19 protein-coding genes are annotated in these 23,103 nt (G+C 50.4%); 7 read left to right on the forward strand and 12 right to left on the reverse strand.

Features of this window, described 5'->3' with window-relative positions; all coding sequences use genetic code 11:
- Positions 1-8: 8 nt before the first annotated feature.
- A complete protein-coding gene (locus DW800_RS15910) occupies positions 9-1,775 on the forward strand; it encodes an NADH-dependent [FeFe] hydrogenase, group A6 (protein ID WP_117703935.1) in 1,767 nt (588 codons plus the stop codon).
- 21 nt (positions 1,776-1,796) lie between these two features.
- Entirely contained in the window at positions 1,797-2,273 is a 477-nt protein-coding gene (gene nuoE, locus DW800_RS15915) for an NADH-quinone oxidoreductase subunit NuoE (protein WP_005836594.1), read from the forward strand.
- Positions 2,274-2,279: 6 nt separating this feature from the next.
- Here nuoE and hydF read toward each other — a convergent pair whose 3' ends face one another.
- The 4 genes from hydF to DW800_RS15935 are packed head-to-tail and all read right to left on the reverse strand — an operon-like array spanning position 2,280 to position 7,505.
- The gene (gene hydF, locus DW800_RS15920) at positions 2,280-3,488 is read right to left on the reverse strand and encodes a [FeFe] hydrogenase H-cluster maturation GTPase HydF (protein ID WP_035448348.1); all 1,209 of its coding nucleotides are present in this window, start codon (positions 3,486-3,488) and stop codon (positions 2,280-2,282) included.
- 11 nt (positions 3,489-3,499) lie between these two features.
- A complete protein-coding gene (hydG, locus tag DW800_RS15925; protein WP_035448346.1) occupies positions 3,500-4,918 on the reverse strand; it encodes a [FeFe] hydrogenase H-cluster radical SAM maturase HydG in 1,419 nt (472 codons plus the stop codon).
- Positions 4,919-4,969: 51 nt separating this feature from the next.
- Positions 4,970-6,028: a [FeFe] hydrogenase H-cluster radical SAM maturase HydE gene (hydE, locus tag DW800_RS15930; protein WP_117703936.1), complete on the reverse strand. Its 1,059-nt coding sequence runs from the start codon at positions 6,026-6,028 to the stop codon at positions 4,970-4,972.
- Positions 6,029-6,044: 16 nt separating this feature from the next.
- Complete coding sequence (locus DW800_RS15935) at positions 6,045-7,505, reverse strand: monomeric [FeFe] hydrogenase (protein ID WP_005825346.1); 1,461 nt, start codon at positions 7,503-7,505, stop codon at positions 6,045-6,047.
- A 107-nt stretch (positions 7,506-7,612) separates the two neighbouring features.
- Between DW800_RS15935 and DW800_RS15940 the strand changes: the two genes are divergently transcribed.
- A complete protein-coding gene (locus DW800_RS15940; protein ID WP_008663324.1) occupies positions 7,613-8,110 on the forward strand; it encodes a GNAT family N-acetyltransferase in 498 nt (165 codons plus the stop codon).
- 89 nt (positions 8,111-8,199) lie between these two features.
- Here DW800_RS15940 and DW800_RS15945 read toward each other — a convergent pair whose 3' ends face one another.
- From DW800_RS15945 to uvrA, 3 genes are all read right to left on the reverse strand, one after another.
- Entirely contained in the window at positions 8,200-9,720 is a 1,521-nt protein-coding gene (locus tag DW800_RS15945) for a peptide MFS transporter (RefSeq protein WP_117703937.1), read from the reverse strand.
- 117 nt (positions 9,721-9,837) lie between these two features.
- A complete protein-coding gene (ybaK, locus tag DW800_RS15950) occupies positions 9,838-10,317 on the reverse strand; it encodes a Cys-tRNA(Pro) deacylase (protein ID WP_035458018.1) in 480 nt (159 codons plus the stop codon).
- 24 nt (positions 10,318-10,341) lie between these two features.
- Positions 10,342-13,176, reverse strand: a complete 2,835-nt coding sequence (uvrA, locus tag DW800_RS15955) for an excinuclease ABC subunit UvrA (protein ID WP_117703938.1) — start codon at positions 13,174-13,176, stop codon at positions 10,342-10,344.
- Positions 13,177-13,365: 189 nt separating this feature from the next.
- Between uvrA and DW800_RS15965 the strand changes: the two genes are divergently transcribed.
- A complete protein-coding gene (locus tag DW800_RS15965; protein ID WP_044467627.1) occupies positions 13,366-15,156 on the forward strand; it encodes a LysM peptidoglycan-binding domain-containing protein in 1,791 nt (596 codons plus the stop codon).
- 87 nt (positions 15,157-15,243) lie between these two features.
- Entirely contained in the window at positions 15,244-15,945 is a 702-nt protein-coding gene (locus DW800_RS15970) for a porin family protein (RefSeq protein WP_016273570.1), read from the forward strand.
- Between the two features lie 169 nt (positions 15,946-16,114).
- On the opposite strand, the gene DW800_RS15975 is transcribed toward DW800_RS15970, so the two are convergent.
- From DW800_RS15975 to DW800_RS15995, 5 genes are all read right to left on the reverse strand, one after another.
- Complete coding sequence (locus DW800_RS15975) at positions 16,115-16,576, reverse strand: DUF4293 domain-containing protein (protein ID WP_005836580.1); 462 nt, start codon at positions 16,574-16,576, stop codon at positions 16,115-16,117.
- Positions 16,576-16,911, reverse strand: a complete 336-nt coding sequence (locus DW800_RS15980) for a DNA-directed RNA polymerase subunit omega (protein ID WP_005825356.1) — start codon at positions 16,909-16,911, stop codon at positions 16,576-16,578. Before DW800_RS15980 ends, DW800_RS15975 begins: the two co-directional genes overlap by 1 nt.
- A gap of 41 nt (positions 16,912-16,952) precedes the next feature.
- Positions 16,953-17,774: an outer membrane protein assembly factor BamD gene (locus DW800_RS15985; RefSeq protein ID WP_005836575.1), complete on the reverse strand. Its 822-nt coding sequence runs from the start codon at positions 17,772-17,774 to the stop codon at positions 16,953-16,955.
- 189 nt (positions 17,775-17,963) lie between these two features.
- Positions 17,964-18,389, reverse strand: a complete 426-nt coding sequence (locus DW800_RS15990; RefSeq protein WP_061411883.1) for an amino acid-binding protein — start codon at positions 18,387-18,389, stop codon at positions 17,964-17,966.
- 52 nt (positions 18,390-18,441) lie between these two features.
- Entirely contained in the window at positions 18,442-19,740 is a 1,299-nt protein-coding gene (locus DW800_RS15995; RefSeq protein WP_005836573.1) for a phenylacetate--CoA ligase family protein, read from the reverse strand.
- 116 nt (positions 19,741-19,856) lie between these two features.
- Between DW800_RS15995 and uvrB the strand changes: the two genes are divergently transcribed.
- Together uvrB and DW800_RS16010 are read left to right on the forward strand one after the other, a co-directional pair.
- Positions 19,857-21,917: an excinuclease ABC subunit UvrB gene (gene uvrB / locus DW800_RS16005; RefSeq protein ID WP_057281199.1), complete on the forward strand. Its 2,061-nt coding sequence runs from the start codon at positions 19,857-19,859 to the stop codon at positions 21,915-21,917.
- 87 nt (positions 21,918-22,004) lie between these two features.
- Positions 22,005-23,060 (forward strand): linear amide C-N hydrolase, encoded by a 1,056-nt coding sequence (locus tag DW800_RS16010; protein WP_117703939.1) that lies wholly within the window; start codon positions 22,005-22,007, stop codon positions 23,058-23,060.
- Positions 23,061-23,103 lie beyond the last annotated feature (43 nt).

Here is a 23,103-nt window from a genome sequence, read left to right on the forward strand (position 1 = left end):
CCATTGCCATGGAAAAGAAACAAATTACCCTGCAAATAGACCGGCACTACATCACCGTGCCCGAAGGCGCTACCATCCTGGAAGCCGCCCGCAAAATAGGTATCGACATCCCTACCCTTTGTCACATCGACCTAAAGGGTACCTGCATCAAGAACAACCCCGCATCGTGCCGCATCTGTGTGGTTGAAGTGGAAGGACGGCGCAACCTCGCCCCCGCCTGCGCCACCCGCTGTACGGAGGGGATGGTGGTGCGTACCAGCACCCTGCGCGTGATGAATGCCCGCAAGGTGGTTGCCGAACTCATCCTGTCCGACCATCCCAACGACTGCCTCACCTGCCCCAAATGCGGCAACTGCGAGCTACAAACGCTGGCACTGCGCTTCAACATCCGCACCATGCCCTTCAACGGCGGCGAGCTATCACCCCGCAAGCGGGAGGTGACTTCGTCCATCGTCCGCAACATGGACAAATGTATCTTCTGCCGCCGCTGCGAGAGTGTCTGCAACGACGTGCAGACCGTAGGCGCGCTGGGTGCCATCCGCCGCGGATTCAACACCACCATTGCCCCCGCCTTCGACAAGATGATGACGGACAGTGAGTGCACCTACTGCGGGCAGTGCGTAGCCGTCTGCCCCGTAGGCGCGTTGACGGAACGCGACCATACCAACCGCCTGCTCGAGGACCTTGCCAATCCAGACAAAGTGGTCATTGTGCAGACGGCACCTGCCGTACGAGCCGCCCTGGGCGAAGAGTTCGGTCTGCCCCCCGGCACACTGGTGACGGGCAAGATGGTATATGCCCTGCGCGAACTGGGTTTCGACTACGTGTTCGACACGGACTTTGCCGCCGACCTCACCATCATGGAAGAAGGAGCCGAGATACTGAACCGCCTGACCCGTTACCTCCAAGGCGACAAGTCCGTCCGCCTGCCTATCCTTACCTCCTGCTGTCCGGCATGGGTCAACTTCTTCGAGCACCACTTCCCCGACATGCTCGACATACCCTCTACGGCACGCTCGCCGCAACAGATGTTCGGCTCCATAGCCAAGACATTCTGGGCAAAGAAGATGGGCATTCCCCGTGAGAAGCTGGTAGTGGTATCCATCATGCCCTGCCTGGCAAAGAAATACGAATGCGACCGAGAGGAGTTCAAGACAGACGGCAATCCCGACGTGGACTACTCCATATCCACCCGCGAGCTGACACGCCTCATCCGACGCGCCAACATAGGATTCACACTGCTGACCGATAAAGAGTTCGACCTGCCGATGGGAGCCTCAACGGGTGCAGGCGTTATCTTCGGCACTACCGGCGGCGTGATGGAGGCAGTCTTGCGCTCCGTCTACGAAATCTATACGGGACGGACGCTGGATAATGTAAACTTTGAGCAAGTGCGCGGACTCGCCGGTGTACGCCGCGCCACCATCGACCTGGACGGCTTTGAACTGAAAGTAGGCATCGCCCACGGTCTGGGCAATGCACGCCATCTGCTGGAGGACATCCGCAACGGGCACAACGAGTATCATGTAATTGAAATCATGGCTTGTCCCGGCGGCTGTATCGGCGGTGGCGGCCAACCGCTGCACCACGGCAATTCGGACGTGCTCTATGCACGTGCCAATGCGCTGTATCGCGAGGACGCCAACAAACCGTTGCGGAAGTCGCACGAGAACCCCTATATCAAGACACTGTATGAAGAGTATCTGGGCAAGCCGCTCAGTGAAACCGCGGAACATCTGCTGCATACACACTACTTCAACAAGTCTATGGATTAACCGCTAAAAAACAGAAGAACTATGTCAGAAATAAAATTGGCTTGTGACGTTGTCAAACAAGTGCGTGCCATTTGTGACAAGCATGGCAACCAGCCCGGCGAACTTATCAATATACTCCACGAAGCCCAGCACCTGCACGGCTACCTGCCCGAAGAGATGCAGCGTATCATTGCCGCCCAACTGGGTATTCCCGTATCTCGCGTGTACGGCGTGGTGACGTTCTATACTTTCTTTACGATGCTGCCCAAGGGGAAGCATCCCATCTCCGTGTGTATGGGTACCGCCTGCTACGTGCGTGGTTCGGAGAAACTGCTCGAAGAGTTCAAACGCGTGCTGGGCATTGAAGTGGGCGAAACGACTCCGGACGGCAAGTTCTCCCTCGACTGCCTGCGTTGCGTAGGCGCCTGCGGACTGGCACCCGTAGTGATGATTGGCGAAAAGGTGTACGGAAGGCTGCAACCAATTGATGTTAAGAAGATATTGGAGGAGCTGGAATAACTCATTTCAACCTTGCGGATATCCATCCCAAGGAATGATTATCTTGTCCAGTATACCACTCAGGCAGGCTATTGCCACTCCGTAGTTCGTCATAGGAATATGTTGCGCACGGGCATGGGCTATACGATTGAGCACATATTTCCGGTTGAACATGCAGGCGCCGCAATGGATAATCAAATCATATCGGGACAAGTCTATGGGAAAGTCATTCCCGGAGACGAAGTCTATCTGCAACTCCCCGCCGATGCGTTTTCGTAGCAGGCGGGGAATTTTGACGGTACCGATGTCCTCAGTCAGCGGAGCATGGGTGCAGGCTTCGGCTATCAGTACACGCGATTGGGGTGTCAAGCTATGGATAGCGGCAGCCCCCTCCACGAAGGCATTGATATCTCCTTTATAACCGGCAAAAAGAACCGAGAAGGAAGTAAGACTACTCTCGGCAGGCTTTTGCTGATAGACGATGGGAAATACTTGTGAATCGGTGATAATCAGCTTGGGCGGACGGGCAAGGGCTTGCAGGGAAGCTTGCAGCTTGTCGGTGGTGCAACTCATCACCAGGCACTTCTTGTCCAGCAACTCGCGGATGGTCTGCACTTGCGGAAGAATGAGACGGCCTTTTGGGGCTTGCATATCCTGGGGCATAACCAGTAGGACAACATCACCCTCGCTTACCAAGTTTCCCGTGATGGTCTGCTCACCAAAATTCTCGGGAAGCTTTTCGAGAATAGCATCGAAGATGCCTTGAATGCCGGTACCCTCTTTGGCACTGACCACAACGGGAACCTGCCCGCACTCCTTTTCAATCCGAAGCACCACGGAAGCGGTGTCTTGACGCGAATCAGCTTTATTCAGTATCAGTATCACGGGAATTTCGCGCGCTGCCAGCAGCTTTATCCATTGCTGTTCCAGCGTTCCGTCAGCTTCATAGAGCAAGAGGGCGATGTCCGCTTTCTCCACCGTCTTTAAGGTACGCTCCACGCGCATACCGCCCAACTCGCCTTCGTCATCATCAAAACCGGGGGTATCGATAAAAAGGCACGGTCCCAAAGGATATACCTCCATGGCTTTAGTCACGGGGTCGGTAGTAGTGCCGGGCGTTGCGGATACTAATGCCGTGTCTTGCCCGGTCAAGGCATTGACCAGGCTGGACTTTCCACTGTTCCGCCGCCCAAAGACGGCAATGTGCAGACGGTTGGAATGAGGTGTATTATTCATAAATCCGAAAGCTAAAATCTAAAGTCTCTTTTCCCTTCTCCTATTTCCTGGAGGTTGCGTTCGGCCATCGCCCGTATCTTAGGGTTCGGGATATGTGTCATCTCCTCACAAATCAGCCGTATGCCCTTCTCCTTGGTTTCGGGGGAAGCATAGTCCTCCAGATATTCTTTTAATGTCATCAGTGCATTGGGCTGACAGCAGTTTGCTATCTGTCCGCGCTTGACGAGCGACATGAAGCGGTCTCCGGTACGTCCCTTACGGTAGCAGGCGGTGCAGAAGCTGGGGATATGCCCCAGGTCGAGCAGCCAGCTCACCACTTCATCCAGCGTACGCCGGTCGCTCACATCGAATTGGGAGGAGTCTTCCTCTTTGGCTTCCGGCACGGCATAACCTCCTACGCTGGTGCGTGAACCGCCGCTTATCTGCGAAACACCCAGTTCGAGCACCCGACGGCGTACGGCTTCCGACTCACGGGTGGAAATAATCATTCCCGTATAAGGCACCGCAATACGCGCCACTGCCACAATACGGCAGAACATCTCATCCGAGATGGCATCGGGAAAATCTTCGGTCGAAATGTCATCTGCCGGACAGATACGCGGCACGCTGATGGTATGCGGACCCACGCCAAAGGCAGCTTCCAGATGTTCGGCATGCATCAGCAGTCCTACGAAGTCATAGCGATAGGTGTTCAGACCGAACAATACGCCGATACCTACGTCATCGATGCCGCCCTCCATGGCGCGGTCCATCGCTTCGGTGTGGTAGGCATAGTTACTCTTGGGTCCTGTGGGATGCAGGGCTTCGTAATGCTCTTTGCTGTAAGTCTCTTGAAAAAGGATATAGGTGCCGATGCCTGCTTCTTTCAGCAACCGGTAGTTCTCCACCGTAGTGGCGGCTATGTTGACATTCACCCGGCGGATGGCTCCGTTTTTGTGATGGATGCTGTAAATGGTGCGGATGGACTCCAGGATATAGTCGATAGGGTTGTTTCGCGGGTCCTCTCCGGCTTCCAGGGCAAGGCGTTTATGCCCCATGTCCTGCAAGGCGACAACCTCGCGGCGTATCTCCTCTTGCGAGAGTTTCTTGCGGGGAATGGTACGGTTCTTGGCATGATACGGGCAATAGACGCAACCGTTCACGCAATAGTTGGAAAGATAAAGCGGGGCAAACATCACGATGCGGTTACCATAGAATTTCTGTTTGATTTCGCGTGCCAGATGGAAGATGCGCTCCACCAGTCCCGGCTCGTCACATTCCAGCAGCAGGGCTGCTTCCCGATGGGAAAGACCCTGGCACAAAGCAGCCTTGTCAATCAAACTTTCGATGAGCGGACGGTTGTTGCGGTTTGCCTGCGCATACTCCAATGTATCCAATATCTCCTGGTGATTGATGAATTCTTCCGCTTGTCTTGACTTTATGTTATACACTTCGTAAATTGATAATTGGTAATTAAATAAAGAATGAAGATTTGAAAATTATCAATTATCAACGGTCAATTCTCCATTCTCATAATCTCCTCTCTCTCTTGATACCTCGTAGCCTATCCCTTTCAGTTGTTCCTCCAATTTTTGCAAACCTTCTGCCGCTTCGGCACCCGCAGAAGCTTTGTTATCATAGAGGGAGTACTTCGCCCGCTGATGAGAAGGCGAAAGATTAGGCATCACGACATTGGCGCCAGCCAATATTCCCCGTTCCCGTCCGTCCGGAGCAAGTGTGGCCAGGGCAGTGGTAGCAGGTATCAGTGCCGCGGGATGCATCAACCGGAAGATAGAAAGCAACTTCAACGTCAACTCCATATCTCCCGGCGGAAAAGAGGCAAACGGAGTATCGTGATGCGGAAGAAAAGGTCCCATGCCTATCATCTCCGGCTGAAACCGTTCGATGAAGAGAATGTCTTCTACCAAATGGTCCACCGTCTGGTAAGGACTGCCCACCATGATTCCGGTTCCCACTTGATAGCCTATCTCTTTCAGCCAGTCCAAGCATTGCAACCGATGGGAAAGGGACATCTCCGCAGGATGAAGCCGGTGATAATGCCCTTCGTTGCAGGTTTCGTGCCGCAACAGATAGCGGTTGGCACCTGCCAGGAAGAAACGTTCGTAGGCTTCCCGCGATTTCTCGCCCAAGGATAAGGTAATGGCACAATCCGGGAAGGATTGCCGGATGGCGGCAACTGTCTCCACCATCCCCTCATCCTTCACCGCCGGCGCTTCGCCCCCTTGCAGCACAAAGGTACGGAAGCCCAACCGATAGCCTTCATGGCAACACGAAAGAATCTCCTCCTGCGTCAGCTCATAACGGGTTATGTTCCGGTTCTCCTTCCGTATGCCGCAATAGTAGCAGTTATTGCGGCAACGGTTGGTTATCTCAATCAGTCCGCGAATGAAGATTTTATTGCCAAAGCGGGCAAGCGCTTCTTCCCGAGCAAGCTCCTGCAGGTAGGCTGCAAGTTCTGTGTCCCGGCAAAGAAGCATGGCTTTATACTCTTCGGCATCCAGCCTGCGGTTGCTCCGCAGTTTGTCAATCAAATGCTTCATATAAACGGACAAAGGGCTAATATGTCTCTTTTCTCTTTGCCAACTCCTGCGTCAGCTGGCGCTTTCCGGCAGTTATTTCATTATGCGAACATGGCCCGGTAATACAACCGCCCTCGCAAGCCATCACTTCAATAAATTGCCCCGGAGCCTTGCCCGACTTGGCATAAGCACGCAACGCACCGATAGCCTTCTTATCCAGATTAGCCACTTGTACGGCATTGATTTTATCTGCCTCTTCCTTCAGATAGGCTTTCACGGCACCCATCACGCCTCCTGCCTGCGCAAAACCATGCGCCTCGCGCACAGAAGTGAAACTCATGGAATAGGGCTTTGCCTGCTCCATCTGAATATCCAGCCCGGCAAGCACGGAAGCCACCTCCTCGAAAGTCATGATAAAGTCCACCGCCTCGTCGCGCTGCGCCTCTTTGCGCTTGGCAACGCAAGGACCTATGAAGACCACCTTCGCATCCGGATACTTCTCTTTAGCAATGCGGGCAGCATAATACATTGGCGAACCGGTGCCCGACACGTAAGGCTTCATGGCAGGAATATGCTTGTTCACCAACTCTATATAAGACGGACAACAGGAAGTCGTCATAAACTTCTGACCCTCCTCCAGCTTCTCAATCAGCTCGTGCGCCTCGTTGCTGACGGTATCCATCGCACCCTGAGCCACCTCAATGACATCCGTAAAACCGACTTGTTTCAATGCGCCATACACTTGTTCAATAGTCGTCTTGAACTGCCCCAGGATGGACGGAGCCACGATAGCCACCACCTGCTCACCCTTGCGGATTCTGTGCAACACGTCGAACACCTGCGATATTTCGAAAATTGCTCCGAATGGACATGCATTGAGACACTTTCCGCAATAGATACATTTGCTTTCGTCAATATGCTCTATCCCCTTCTCATCCTTACTGATGGCTTTCACGGGACAAGCTTCCTCACAAGGTACGGGAATATAAACAATGGCATGGTAGGGACAACTCTTATGGCAGATGCCGCAACTGATACATGCATCATGGTCAATCCATGCCTGACCGCTCTCCTTGACGTGCACTGCCTTCTTGGGACAATTCACCTGGCAACTGCGTGCCGTACATCCGCGGCAGAGGTTCGTAATCTCGTAGTTAATCTGCACACATGCCGAACAAGCTTCGTCAATCACACACATGATGTTGTCTTTCGGCCTGCCATTTTCCGCTCTGTCCAGTGCACGGGCAGCGTACTCCGACAAGGGGGTCAGCTCATCCGTCTCGTCCTCCATATCGAGTCCCAGAAGCGGCAATGACTTGTACTTCCACACCGCGCGCTCTTTGTGCACACAGCAGCGTCCCGCGTGCTTGGACCTCTTCGGACTCAGCTCGATGGGCAGCCGGTCTATTTTATCCACAAGTTCGTTGTTATTCCACAGCTTTACCAGTTCCTTCAGTAATCTGTGGCGGACAATCATAATGTTGCTCGTAAATGCCATAATTTTTAAAATCAAAATTAGTTAGTTCGGTAACGGTCTGCAAAGATAACGATTGTTTCACAAAAAAGGCTTAACTTTACACCCCAAACAGTATAAATACAACCGATATGTTTACCATAAGAAAAGCAACGACAGCAGACTGCGCACTGATTCAGAAACTTGCGCAGCAAATATTTCCCGTCACGTATAAGGATATCCTTACTCCCGAGCAGACCGACTACATGATGGAATGGATGTATTCATTGGACAATATCCGTAAGCAAATGGAAGAGGAAGGCCACGTCTATTTCCTGGCTTACGAAGAATGTGAAGCGGCGGGCTATGTGTCCGTACAGCAGCAAGGAGAAGATTTATTCCACCTGCAAAAGATTTATGTACTCCCCTATTACCAGGGTGCACATTGCGGCAGTTTCCTCTTTCGCGAAGCCATCAAGTACATCAAGAAAGTGCATCCCGGCCCTTGTCTGATGGAATTGAATGTGAACCGTAACAACAAGGCACTGCAGTTTTACGAACATATGGGAATGCGGAAACTCCGTGAAGGGGATTTCCCGATAGGAAACGGATATTACATGAATGACTACATCATGGGACTGGAAATCTGAGTCCCGGCATTAAAAGCCCTCCAAAAACTAAAGGCTGCGCAGTTCATTACGAACATTGCGCAGCCTTTAGTTTTATCTTTCGTTTCCGATTACTTCGCCACCTTTTCAAGCCATTTCAGCATGAACAGCATGGTGAACATCGAAATGCAGCACGCTACTACAAATACCGTCCACGTCATCCAGATAGGAATACTTTCGTAAAGGATAGCACCGATAACGAGCAACTGATTACCAATGGCAGTAGCGCCGAGCCAACCGCCCTGCATGATACCCTGATATTTGGGAGGAGCCACCTTGGACACGAATGAAATGCCCAACGGAGAAATGTACAATTCGGCAACAGTCAATATCAGATAGGTAACCATCAGCAACAGCGGAGTCACCTTCACCGGAGAGGTACCCAAAGCGATAATATCCTTGTGCATCGGCAAGTTGCTTACATAAGAACCGATAGCCATTATAAGGAAGCCGGTGGCAGCAATACCCATACCGATGGCAATCTTCCGCGGAGTGGAAGGCTCTTTACCCTTGGCACGCTGTGCTGCAAAGACAGCCATGATGACCGGAGTGAGAGACACAACGAAAATCGGGTTCAAAGACTGGAACAGCTCAGCTGAAATAGCCATGCCGAACAAATTCAAATCTGTATATTCCTTGGCAAAATAAGTCAGTGTCAATCCATTCTGATGGAACGAGAACCAGAAGAAAATTACCACACCGAATACGGCAAACAATGCATACATGCGCTGTCTTACCTCTTGTGCATTCATCTCCACTGCAGTGGCATCGCCCGCTTTTGCAGCAACCTTCTTGCTGGGATCGGGGAATTTCTTTCTGTTGATGACGAAAATTATCAAAGAAAGAACCATAGCCAAGATAGCTACACCGAATGCATAATGGAAACCGGTGGTAAACACGTTCAGATATTCATTGGCAAATACCGTCATATCCGTTACGGGTGTTCCGGAAATAGTGGCTTTCGTTGCCAGTGCACTATAAGTGTCCACAGCTTCGGGAGTCAACGTTCCTGCCAGATGTCCGTGGCAAAGGGCAGGCAGGTCGGCATCATAATTGTAGCCGAATGTGGACAGCCACCAGTTACGTACGCCTACTGCGGCAAACGGAGCAAAGATGGCACCTACATTGATGAACATATAGAATAAGGAGAAACCAGAATCACGCATGCTGGAATATTGAGGATTGTCGTACATCTGCCCTACCAGCGCTTGAAGATTTCCCTTGAAAAGACCATTTCCGAAAGCAATGACAAACAAGGCTGCACAAGTAATCACCAGAAACAAGGTCTTATTGGCAACCGGTGTAGGAGACGGGATGGCCAGCATCAAGTAACCTACCGCCATCAAGACAATACCGGCAAAGATGGTACCTTTGTAATTACGGGTTCTGTCGGCAATAATACCACCTATCAATGCAAGAATGTAAATAGAAAAATAAAATGTTGAGTAGATCAAACCTGCCTCTTTTCCATCCAATCCGAACTTGGCTTGCAGAAAAAGTACAAGAATGGCCATCATGGTATAAAAGCCGAAACGCTCGCCTAAATTAGCAAAAGATGCGGCAATCAGACCTTTAGGGTGTTTGTTGAACATAAAAATTAGTTTTTAGAATTAGTAATTGGATTGATTTCTTGAATAATTCCTGCAAATATATAAATTCTATTGAATATTTCCTTATAAAATTAAAATATCTCGGCAGAAATAGAAGATTTATTCATTAAAAAGAACACAAACTTCTGCACGCACTTCTTTTACCAAATCCTTCGGGTCCAGTTTAAGCTGCAAACCACGTTGTCCGGCACTGATATAGATATACGGAAACCGCAGGCACGTTTCATGGATATAGGTAGGGAAAGGCTTCTTCATGCCGATGGGCGAACAACCTCCGCGGATGTAGCCCGTCAGAGGTAAAAGTTCCTTAACCGGAATGAGGTCGCACTTCTTGTTGCCCGATGCCTTTGCCGCCAATTTTAAATCCACTTCGTGCTCACCTGGGATGACGCAGACAAAGTAACCGGATTTATCGCCGTGAAGAATCAGTGTCTTGAACACGCAGTTGATGTCCTCGCCCAAACTGGCGGCTACATGTACGGCGCTCAAATCGTTCTCATCCACCTCGTAGGGAATGAGTTCATAGGCTATCTTGGCTTTGTCGAGCAGCCGCGCTGCATTCGTCTTATTAATTTTCACCATAACAAGTTACAAAATTAGTAATTAGTAATTATCCCCCAGCTCTTCACGCAGGAATTTCGGAGTATAGCCTTTCTCGCTCTTCGCCACCTCTTCGGGTGTTCCGCAGGAGAGGAGTTCCCCTCCCCCCTTGCCACCTTCGGGACCCATATCAATGATGTAGTCCGCCATCTTGATGACATCGAGATTATGCTCTATGACGATGACGGTGTTTCCTTTGTCAACAAGTTTGTTCAGTACATTCATCAGTACGCGGATATCTTCAAAATGAAGTCCGGTGGTAGGTTCGTCGAGGATATAGAGTGTCTTGCCCGTATCACGCTTGGAGAGTTCCGTAGCCAACTTTACGCGCTGGCTCTCACCTCCGGAGAGCGTGGTGGAGGACTGTCCCAGCTTGATATAGCCCAATCCCACTTCCTGGATAACCTTAATCTTATTCAATATCTGAGGCACATTCTCGAAGAACTCCACCGCACGGTTGATAGTCATATCCAGCACATCGGCAATGGATTTTCCCTTAAAACGCACTTCCAGCGTCTCTCGGTTGTAGCGTTTGCCGTGACACACCTCGCAAGGCACATACACATCCGGCAGGAAATTCATCTCAATGCACTTGTACCCATTGCCTTGGCAAGCCTCGCAACGTCCGCCACTGACGTTGAAGGAGAAGCGTCCCGCCTTATATCCACGTATCTTCGCTTCGGGCAAACCGACAAACAGATTGCGGATATCGGAAAACACACCGGTATAAGTGGCAGGATTGGAACGCGGCGTTCGTCCCAAAGGAGACTGGTCCACATTCACCACCTTGTCTATATATTCCAGCCCTTCAATACTGTCATAGTCCAAAGGATCCTGCAGTGAACGATAGAACTTCTGCGAAAGAATAGGCTGCAACGTCTCGTTGATAAGCGTGGACTTGCCACTGCCGGAAACACCGGTAACGCAAATCAGCTTGCCCAGCGGGAACTCCACATCCACATTTTTCAGATTATTACCTTTGGCGCCACGCAGCCACAGACTGTGTCCATTGCCCTCGCGACGCTTGGCAGGCACCTCGATGGCACGTTCTCCATTCAGATATTGGGAGGTCAGCGTATGCGTCCGGAGCATTTCGCGGGGAGTGCCGGCAAAGACGACAGCCCCTCCCAGGCGACCAGCTTTCGGACCCATATCAATGACGTAATCGGCAGCCAGCATCATGTCCTTGTCATGCTCCACCACAATGACGGAGTTGCCAATGTCGCGCAGTTCCTTCAAAGAGTGTATCAAGCGCTGGTTGTCGCGTTGGTGCAGGCCGATACTCGGCTCATCCAATATATACAGCACATTCACCAGCTGTGAACCTATCTGCGTAGCCAGGCGGATACGCTGGCTTTCACCACCGGAAAGGCTGACGGAACTACGGTTCAGCGAAAGATAATCCAAACCTACATCGAGCAGAAATTTGAGCCGTGTACGGATTTCCTTCAGGATTTCACCGGCAATCTGCTGTTGCTTGCTACTGAGATACGGGTCTACGGCAGATAGCCAGTCATACAGCTCGCTAATGTCCATTGTGGACAGTTCGTAGATGTTCTTGTCGTGGATGCGGAACGAAAGCGCTTCCTTGTTCAGCTTGGCGCCATGGCACTCCGGACAAACGGCAGTCTTGGCAAACTGGTCCGCCCACTTCTGCGCCGTGGCAGAAGCATCCTTCTCTTGCAACATCTGAATGTATTTGATGACACCCTCAAACGTCACGAAGTAGTCGGAAGAGGTGCCTATCAGCGAACTCTTTATCTTGATGCGCTCGTCCGAGCCGTAGAGCACCTCGTCCAGTGCATCCTCCGGCAGCTCCTTCACCGGAGTTTTCAGCGTTGCCTCATACTTCTCCAGCAAGGCGGTAATCTGCCAGAAAATCATGCTGTTCTTGGCTTTCCCCAAGGGTGCGATGGCACCTCCGGCGATGGAGAGCTCGCGGTCGGGAATCACCTTGTCGATGTCAATCTGGCTCACCACCCCCAGCCCTTTGCACTTGGGGCATGCGCCCTGCGGGGAGTTGAAGGAGAAGTTGTGCGGTGCCGGCTCCCGATAGGACAAGCCCGTCACGGGACACATCAGCCGCTTGCTGTAATGGCGCACGCTGTCGGTCTGCGCATCGAGTATCATCAGCAGCCCGTCGCCCTGGCGCATGGCGGTGGCTACGCTGTTCTTCAGGCGCGTGTCGTCCTTATCTGCCACCACAAGCTTGTCTATCACTACCTCCACATCGTGGTTCTTGTAGCGGTCCAGCTTCATACCGGGCAGGGCTTCGCGCACCTCGCCGTCCACACGCACGTAGAGGTAGCCTTTCTTGCGCACCTGCTCGAAAAGCTCCTTGTAGTGTCCCTTACGACCCCGCACCAGCGGGGCAAGGATGTAGATGCGCTTTCCTTTATAGTCTTTCAAGATGAGGTCCAGTATCTGCTCTTCGGTGTACTTCACCATCTTCTCGCCCGAGAGGTAGGAGTAGGCGTCGCCGGCGCGGGCATAGAGCAGACGCAGGTAATCGTACACCTCGGTGGTAGTGCCCACGGTGGAGCGCGGATTCTTGTTGGTGGTTTTCTGCTCGATGGAGATAACCGGGCTCAGTCCCGTTATCTTGTCCACGTCCGGACGCTCCAAGTTCCCCAGGAAGTTGCGGGCGTATGCCGAAAAAGTCTCGATATAGCGGCGCTGCCCTTCGGCAAAGATAGTATCGAATGCCAGCGAGGACTTGCCGCTTCCGCTCAGTCCGGTAATCACCGTAAGGCTGTTACGGGGAATCTCGGCATCGATATTCTTAAGGTTGTGCACGCGCGCACCATATACATTGATATATTCTGTTTCTTCTTGCATGTTAATTTATCCTATCGTTTTAACTGCAAAAATAACTGTTTCCCCCCGAATACCAGCCGAAAAGCGCTATTTTTCAGTTTTGAAATGCACAATATTATTTCTTAACGCAATCCTTTGGCAGAAATGCCACAATATTCGTACCTTTGCAGCTACTTTGGGAAATTGTAAACATAAACCAACGATTACTGAATGAAAACGATTAACCGCATTATCTGCTCCCTGCTGCTTGCCAGCGCATGCACGCTGGGTGCAGTGGCACAAGAGAACCAATCTTATTTCCTGCATACCATCGAAAAAGGACAAAGTCTCTACTCCATCGCCAGCATGTACGGCGTCAGCCAGGCAGACATCATCAAACTGAATCCCGGCAGTGACGAGAGAATATTCATCGGACGCACGCTGCGTATCCCCCGCAGTGCCGCCAACGCACAAAAAGAAACATACCACACCATCGCATCCGGCGAGACCCTCTACCGGCTGACCGTGAAATACAACGTATCTGCCAAAGCCATCTGTGACGCCAACCCTGGACTGAGCGCCGAGAATTTCCGTATCGGACAAGTCATCCTCATTCCCTCTACAGCCGAAGCCGAGACCACTGCCCCAGCTGAGACCCAAAGCAACACTGTGGTTGCCAACAACAATATTCCCGGCCCCGTAGAGTCACGATGCCGTGACATGCACAAGGTGAAACGGAAAGAAACCGTATTCAGCATCAGCCGTGAATACGGCATCAGCGAAGCCGAACTGATAGCCGCCAACCCGGAATTGAAAGGTGAAAACAAAATAAAGAAGGGAACCTTCCTCTGCATTCCCTATCCCAAGGCGCAAGCGGAGCAAAGCGCGCAGCCGCAGGCAATGCCTACCGACAGCGAGCTATTCCGTGAAAACAGGAAAGAGACAGAGCGCTTCAGCACCATCAAGGCTGCCGTCATCCTCCCCTTCCTGAACGGGGTATCGAAGAGCGAGTCTTCCCGTATGGTGGAATACTACGAAGGCCTGCTGATGGCCGTAGACAGCCTGAAACGTACCGGCACTTCCATTGACTTGTACACTTACAATTCGGGTCCCGAAAGTGCCTCGCTGAACTCCATCCTGGGTAAAAGCGAGATGAAGGACATGGACATCATCTTCGGGCCTCTGTACCAACAGCACATCAAGCCGCTGGCCGAGTTTGCCAAGAAACAAGACACGCGCCTGGTGATACCATTCACATCGAAAGACAACACGGTATTCCAGAATCCGGCGGTCTATCAGATAAATACTCCCCAATCCTATCTGTACTCCGAGGTGTACGACCACTTTGTGCGCCAGTTCCCCAACGCCAACGTCATCTTCATTGAAGCCAGCCAGGGCGCCAAGGACAAGGCAGAATTCATCAAGGGACTGAAAGACGAACTGCGCAACCGTTCCATCCCGATGAAGAGCCTGAAAGAGGATGTCACTGTAGAATCCCTGAAAACAGTATTACGCACGGACCGTGAGAATATCTTCATCCCCACATCCGGCAGCAACCTGACATTGATTAAGATACTTCCCCAACTGACGCTGTTGGTACGCGAGCAACCCGAAAGCCGTGTCCATCTGTTCGGCTATCCGGAGTGGCAGACCTACACCAAAGACCACCTGGAAGCCTTCTTCGAACTGGACACCTATTTCTATTCCTCTTTCTATACCAACAACCTGCTTCCTGCCGCCATCAACTTCACCAAGAGCTACCGCAGATGGTATGGCAAGGAGATGGACGAACGCTATCCCAAATTCGGCATGTTGGGCTTCGATACCGGTTATTTCTTCCTGAAAGGACTTGCGCACTATGGCTCTTCCTTCGAGAAGAACATGCAGGGGCTGGACCTGGTGCCCATCCAGACCGGCTTCAAGTTCCAACGGGTAAACAACTGGGGGGGCTTCATCAACAAGAAAGTGTTTTTTGTGCACTTCACCAAGAATTTTGAGCTGGTGAAGCTGGACTTTGATTAATGATTAGGGATTAATGATTAATCATCTGATAATCCACTATATAACTATTAACTCGTAGCTTGTAGCTTGTAACTTATAACTTATAGCATGAACCTGAGAACAATCATCATATTCGCCCTGCTGATGTGTGCATGTATATTGCCCCTGCATGCGCAGGTGGGCGAGCAACGCCACAACTTCGCTGTGGGCGTCAATGGAGGCATCAATCTGAATAGCGTAAGCTTCTCTCCCTCTATCAAGCAGAAGAATCTGATGGGCATCAACGGTGGTGTGACAGCCCGATATATCTCCGAGAAATATTTCAGCATGATTTGCGGTGCACAAATCGAGCTGAACTTCTCGCAGCACGGTTGGGACGAGTACTATGAGGACTATCCCACACTGAGCTACACACGCACCATGAACTATGTGGAAATACCCTTCCTGGCACATCTGGCCTTCGGCAAGGACCGCGGTCTGCAATTCTTCATCCATGCCGGTCCGCAGATAGGCTTCCTGCTTGGCGACAGCGAAAAGATAGACGGCGACTGGGACGGCACTGTAGCAGACTCCTACACCAACATCACCGTGGAACAGCACGGCAAAGCCATAGACAACAAATTCGACTACGGCATTGCAGGTGGAGCAGGCATAGAACTACGCACCAAGGCAGGCAATTTCATTGTAGAAGGAAGATACTACTATGCTTTGTCCGATTTCTATGGCAGCACCAAGAAGGACTTTTTCTCGCGCTCCGCACACGGAGTCATTACGGCCAAGGTAACTTATCTCTTTGACTTGAAGAAGTAATGCTTGTAGGGAAACACCCGTTTCACTCGTAGGAACGACTATCTCCTCTAATGGGAACAGTATAATGGGAACGGCTGAACCCCAAGCAGAAACGATAAAAAAGGCAGACCACGTATCCCGAATGAAATACGTGGTCTGCCTTTTGTTATTATCAAGTAGATAAACCTTCTTATCTTCTTAAACGGTCTGCAGCCTTCACCATCACCTCATCTTTGTAGATGGCACGGAAGGCCAGATAGTTGAGGATGATGGCTACCACCGGAAGGCAAAGCGCCCATCCAAGCTGGAAAGCCGTGGCATCCAAATCGCCCTTCAAAATAAACATAAATACGCAGAAGGCTATGTAGTAACCTATCAGCAGGATGCTGCTGAAAATCGTCATGCGTATTTGTAACATACGGTTACGGAAAAGGAATATCGTACAGAAGGCAACCAGTGCACTGAGCAGCAATATTCCGAACAAGCCCCAAGTAGACTGAAATCCTCCGTCGGCCAAAGCCACTCCCAGAGGCTTGAAAACATGCGCCGTCACTCCGTCCGCTCCGATGAACTGTCCTACGGGCATGCAGATGGCCACAACCAGCAGGACGGTTACCAACAACAAATAAACAGATTGAATACGCTGTATCATTACTGCAATTTTTCTTTTTCCTTAGCCGGATTGCGATAATAAATCTTACCTTCCACATACTCTTGTGTTGCAATCAATGTCGGCTTCGGCAGTTTTTCGTAATAGCGGGAAATCTCAATCTGTTCCCGGTTTTCGAACACTTCTTCCAGATTGTCATTGTAAGAGGCAAACTCAGCAAGCTTTTTGGAAAGGTCGTTCTTGATTTCCACACTAATCTGGTTGGCACGTTTTCCGATAATCGCTACGCTTTCGTATACATTACCGGTATCCTCACACAACTCCATCATATCACGGGTCACCGTAGTAGTAGGAGCATTTGTCTTTCTGTAATCCATAAATTTATCTATAGTATTAATTACAAATTATTAATTACTAATTACTCTTGTTCTTCGCCTCCCTCGCCCAGCATTTTCTGTGACTCCTTGAAGATTCGGTCGGCTTCCTTCGTATACTTGCTTTCAGGGAATTCGTTTTTAAAGGCATAACATTCATCCACCGCTTCACGGTAACGTTCGGCTCTTCTATCTTCCACACTATACACAGCCAACTCATACTTGGCACGCAAGATAAGAATGGATAAATCTTCACGTAGGTTGGTATAGGGATAATCCTTCAAAGCATTCTGCGCAGTGATAACGCAAGCCTGATAGTTGTTGCCCAGATAATTACCCATATTATAATAAAGTTTTGCAGACAGATACTCCTTCATCACCAGCTTGTCCTGCAAGGCAAATATCATGTTCTGCGCTTCTTCTTTCTTGGAACTTTGCGGGAAGTATTCCATAAACATCTGCAACTGCTGGATGGCACTATACGTACCGGATTGGTCCAAACGCGGCTCCGGAGTATCCAAATATAGAGCTTTACCGGCATGGAAACGTGCCAGTTCAGTGAATGTGCCGCGGGGATAAACGTTGTAGTATTGAATGAAAGTCTGCGCAGCAGTCTGATAATCCTTTTGGTTATAGTAACTCATGCCCAGCATATAGAGGGATTCCTCCGCCTTATCAGTACCTTTGAGAATGGCAATCAATTCATTGAGCAAAGTAGCAGCACGGTTGTACTGGCCTTTTGCGAAGTAATTTTTTGCCGCTTCGTACTTGTATTCGTAATCTGTGCTTTTCAGCAATTTGTTGTATTCTCCACACGAGGAGAGCAGCAATGCTGCAAGCAGAGTTATTAGGATGTTCTTCTTCATTACTTTTGTTCAAATAATGCGCAAAGATAGAGGTTCGCATCGAATAAAGCAACGATACGAGCCTTAATTTTTCAAAAACCAGACGAACGGGCAGGAATTAGGGATGAATGGTGAAGGATTAGGGATTAGTGACTGTGCTATCAACTGCATAGCCCTCATTCCTAATCCTTCCTCCCTAATCCTTCGTTTTCACAGTTTATAGAGTTCGCTTGCCGCCAGCAAATCGACCTTTTTTTCTGTCAATACACGGATACAGTTATCCATGTCGTTGGGACGGATGATGACATTGGCCGTTTCACCATTGGCAAAGGAATACATGTACTCGATGAAGACACCTTCATCGGAGAGGAAACGGAGCACTTTCGCCAATGAGCCGGGGATATTGGGACAACTGATGCCTACCACATCCGTTACGTTCACAGCGAAGTGATTATTTTTCAAAGCCTTATATGCTTTATCCGGTTCGGAAACAATGCCACGAAGGATACCGAAATCGGCATTCTCTGCAATACATAGAGCAGAAAGGTTGACACCTTCTTTTGCAAGAACTTCAGTCACCTCTGTGAGGCGACCGGACTTGTTCTCCAGAAAAATGGAAAGTTGTTTTGCTACCATAGGTTTATTTACTATTTGACGATTTACGATTTACCATGTACAATTTGGCGATTTACAATTTGCGGTTGTCGATGACGCGCTTGGCTTTGCCTACGCTGCGCTCAATACTGCGCGGTTCTACCAAACGGACATCTACGCCGAGACCGAGTACGCTCTGCAGGCGGGTCACAAGCTTCTTCTTCAGAGCCAGCATCTTGTTGATTTCATCGGAATAGTATTCGGGACGAACCTCAACCTGCAACTCCATGGTGTCGGTATTGTTCTTGCGGTCTACCAGCAAGAGGTAGTGAGGCTCGAACTCCGGCATTTCGAGGATAACGGACTCTATCTGCGTGGGGAACACGTTGACACCACGGATAATCAGCATGTCATCACTACGTCCCAAGATGCGGTCCATACGAACCAGTGTACGTCCGCAGGAGCACTTATCGTAGTGCAGGGCGGTGAGGTCCTTGGTACGGTAGCGCAACAGCGGCATCCCCTCTTTGGTAAGGTGAGTGAACACCAATTCGCCGGTTTCTCCAGGGGCAACCGGTTCGAGGGTCTTCGGGTCTACAATCTCGGGGAAGTAATGGTCTTCATTGAGGTGGGTACCGTGCTGGCACTCGCATTCGTAACCTACACCGGGGCCGGCAATCTCACTAAGCCCATAAATATCAAATGCCTTGATACCCAGCTTGGTTTCAATATCCCGACGCATACTTTCGGTCCACGGCTCGGCGCCGAAGGCTCCCACTTTCAACTTAAACTCTTCACGGGGAAGACCGGAGTCTTTGATGGCATCTGCCAGATAGAGGGCGTATGAGGGCGTGCAGCAAAGTACGGTAGAACCGAAATCATGCATCAGTGTAATCTGCTTCTCCGTATTGCCGCTGGACATCGGGATGACGGAAGCGCCGATATTCTCGGCACCGGCATGCGCACCCAGTCCGCCGGTAAAAAGTCCGTAACCGTAGGACACCTGGAAAATATCCGAGCTACCGGCACCATAGGCGGTAAAGGCCCGTGAAAGGCATTCGGACCATGCTGAAAGGTCTTTTCGGGTATAGCCTACCACAGTGGGTTTTCCGGTTGTGCCGGAAGAGGCATGAATACGCACAATCTGGCTCATAGGTACGGCACAGAGGCCGAAGGGATAATTGTCCCGCAAGTCGTACTTGGTAGTAAAAGGCAGTTTTACAATATCATCTATACTGTTTATGTCATCGGGAGTAACTCCCAGTTCCTGCATTTTCTTACGATAAAAAGGAGTGTCATGATACACACGCTCCACAGTCTTTTTGAGACGAATGCTCTGGATTTTACGAAGGCTTTCGCGATCCATGCATTCGATGCTTTCATTCCAAATCATGTTCTTCGTTGTATTACAATTATTAATGGTTGTTATCAATATAGCTGCAAAGTAAACAAAAAAATTTTGTTTATCTCAAAGATTTTACCGAATATTGCCGCTTCTAAGAAGAGAAAATGAACAAATTCGAACTGACATCCGCCTACCAACCTACCGGTGACCAGCCGGAAGCCATCGCACAGCTGACCGAGGGCGTGCATGAGGGACTTCCTGCACAAACATTACTTGGTGTCACCGGGTCCGGAAAGACATTCACCATAGCCAACGTCATTGCCAACATCAACAAGCCAACGCTGATATTGAGCCACAACAAGACGCTGGCTGCCCAGTTGTACAGCGAGTTCAAGGGATTCTTCCCGAACAATGCCGTAGAATACTATGTGTCCTACTACGACTACTATCAGCCCGAAGCCTACCTGCCATCATCGGACACCTATATAGAAAAAGACCTCGCCATCAACGACGAGATAGACAAGTTGCGCCTTGCCGCCACCTCCGCCCTGCTTTCGGGCAGGAAAGATGTAGTGGTGGTATCCTCCGTTTCGTGCATATACGGCATGGGGAATCCGGCAGACTTCTACAACAACGTCATTGAAGTACAGCAAGGCAAGAATTTCAGTCGCAATGTCTTCCTGCGATGCCTGGTGGACAGTCTTTACGTACGCAACGACATTGACCTGAACCGCGGCAATTTCCGCGTGAAAGGCGATACGGTGGACATTTATCTGGCTTACGCCGACAACCTGCTGCGCGTCACCTTTTGGGGAGACGAGGTGGACAGCATTGAAGAGGTAGACCCTCTGAGCGGCGTAACTGTTGCCAAGTTCGACGCTTATAAGATTTATCCCGCCAACCTCTTCATGACCACCAAAGAAGCCACGTTGCGTGCCATCCACGAAATAGAGGACGACCTTCACAAGCAGGTGCAATGGTTTGAAAACGAAGGTCGCCCATTCGAAGCCAAACGCTTGCAGGAACGGGTGACCTACGATATGGAAATGATACGCGAATTGGGACATTGCTCCGGCATTGAGAATTATTCGCGCTACTTTGACGGGCGTGCTGCCGGTACCCGCCCCTACTGCCTGCTGGACTTCTTTCCCGAAGATTTCCTGATAGTCATTGACGAAAGCCACGTCAGCGTCCCGCAGATACGTGCCATGTACGGAGGTGACCGCGCCCGCAAGATAAACCTGGTGGAGTACGGATTCCGGCTGCCGGCAGCCATGGACAACCGCCCGCTGAAATTCGATGAATTCGAAGAGATGGCCAAACAAGTGATTTACGTCAGCGCCACACCGGCAGATTACGAACTGATGAAATCCGAAGGCATCGTAGTAGAGCAGGTCATCCGTCCGACCGGGCTCTTGGACCCTATCATCCAGGTACGTCCTAGCCACAACCAGATAGACGACCTGATGGAAGAGATACAGCTGCGCATCGAGAAGAACGAGCGTACCCTCGTCACCACCCTCACCAAACGAATGGCTGAAGAACTGACGGAATATCTGCTGAACAACAACGTGAAGTGTAATTATATCCACAGCGACGTAGACACTTTGGAACGTGTGAAGATTATGGGTGACTTGCGCGAGGGCGTTTACGATGTACTTGTCGGTGTCAACCTGCTGCGTGAAGGACTCGACCTGCCTGAAGTCTCTCTCGTTGCCATTCTCGATGCAGACAAGGAAGGTTTCCTTCGTTCCCACCGCTCACTGACACAGACAGCCGGACGTGCCGCCCGTAACGTGAACGGCATGGTCATCATGTATGCCGACAAGATAACGGACAGCATGCAACTGACCATCGACGAGACCAACCGCCGTCGCGAGAAGCAGTTGAAGTACAACGAAGAGCACGGCATCACGCCACAGCAAATCAAGAAAGCGAAGAACCTCAATGTGTTTGCCACCAACGAGGCTTCCGGCGAAGCCGTCCTCAGCAGCGAGAAGTTCACTTCCAGCACTCCCCGCCCCTATGTGGAACAAGAAAGTACATCTACGATGGCTGCCGACCCTATAGTACAGTACATGAGCCGCAAGCAACTGGAAAAGAGTATCGAACGTACCAAGAAGCTTATGCAGGAGGCTGCCAAGAAACTCGATTTTATCGAAGCCGCACAGTATCGGGACGAGGTGCTGAAGATGGAGGAATTGCTGAAAGAAAAAGACGAGTAAGGGATTTCACCTCTTTTTCTCAAACTATACTCCCCTCCTTTTGTTATTCTATGAAACAGAGTATTAATTCATAAAGACAAAAGCGAGATGAATAAACCAATAAAGACAATAGCTGTTGCACTGGCTGCCATAGCCTCCATGAGTGTGCAACAAACAGAAGCGTGTACCCGAGCCACCTACATCGGTCCTGACAATACAGTCATTACAGGACGTACGATGGACTGGAAAGAAGACCTTATGAGTAACATCTATGTATTCCCACGAGGCATGCAAAGGGCAGGCTACAACAAAGGGAATGCAGTGAACTGGACTTCCAAGTACGGTAGCGTCATTGCCGCCGGTTATGACATAGGTACCTGCGACGGTATGAACGAGAAAGGTCTGGTTGCCAGCCTGCTCTTCCTTCCGGAGTCCGTTTACCACCGCCCGGGAGACAACCGCCCGATTATGGGCATCAGTATCTGGACGCAATACGTACTCGACAATTTTGCAACCGTACGCGAAGCTGTGGATGAACTGAAAAAAGAATCCTTCCGCATTGATGCACCAGACCTGCCCAACGGAGCCGCTTCCACCCTGCATCTGGCCATCACAGATGAAACCGGAAACACGGCTGTCCTGGAATACATAGACGGAAACCTTGAGATACATGAAGGCAAGCAGTATCAAGTAATGACCAACTCTCCCAAATATGAACTCCAGCTGGCTATCAACGACTATTGGAAAGAGGTAGGCGGACTGAATATGTTGCCGGGAACCAACCGCTCCAGTGACCGCTTTGTACGCGCATCGTTCTACATCAATGCCATTCCGCAAACAGCGGATGCAAAGATTGCTGTATCCAGTGTATTGAGCGTAATGCGCAATGTTTCTGTACCGTTCGGTATCACCACACCGGACAAGCCCCATATCTCCTCCACCCGTTGGCGTTCTGTATCCGACCAGAAGAACAAAGTATATTATTTTGAGTCCACACTGACCCCTAACTTGTTCTGGCTCGACCTGAAGAAAATCGATTTTAGCCCGAATGCAGGAATCAAGAAACTCTCACTGACAAACGGAGAAATCTATGCCGGAGATGCCATAAAGGATTTGAAAGACAGCAAAGGATTTGTATTTCTTTTCCAGACGCCGGTAATGTAGCACAGCCCCTACACATAGCCCCTCAATAATGGATGCTTCCCAC

The sequence above is a fragment of the Bacteroides sp. AM32-11AC genome, from assembly GCF_003603515.1.
Taxonomy (GTDB): Bacteria; Bacteroidota; Bacteroidia; order Bacteroidales; family Bacteroidaceae; genus Bacteroides; species Bacteroides uniformis.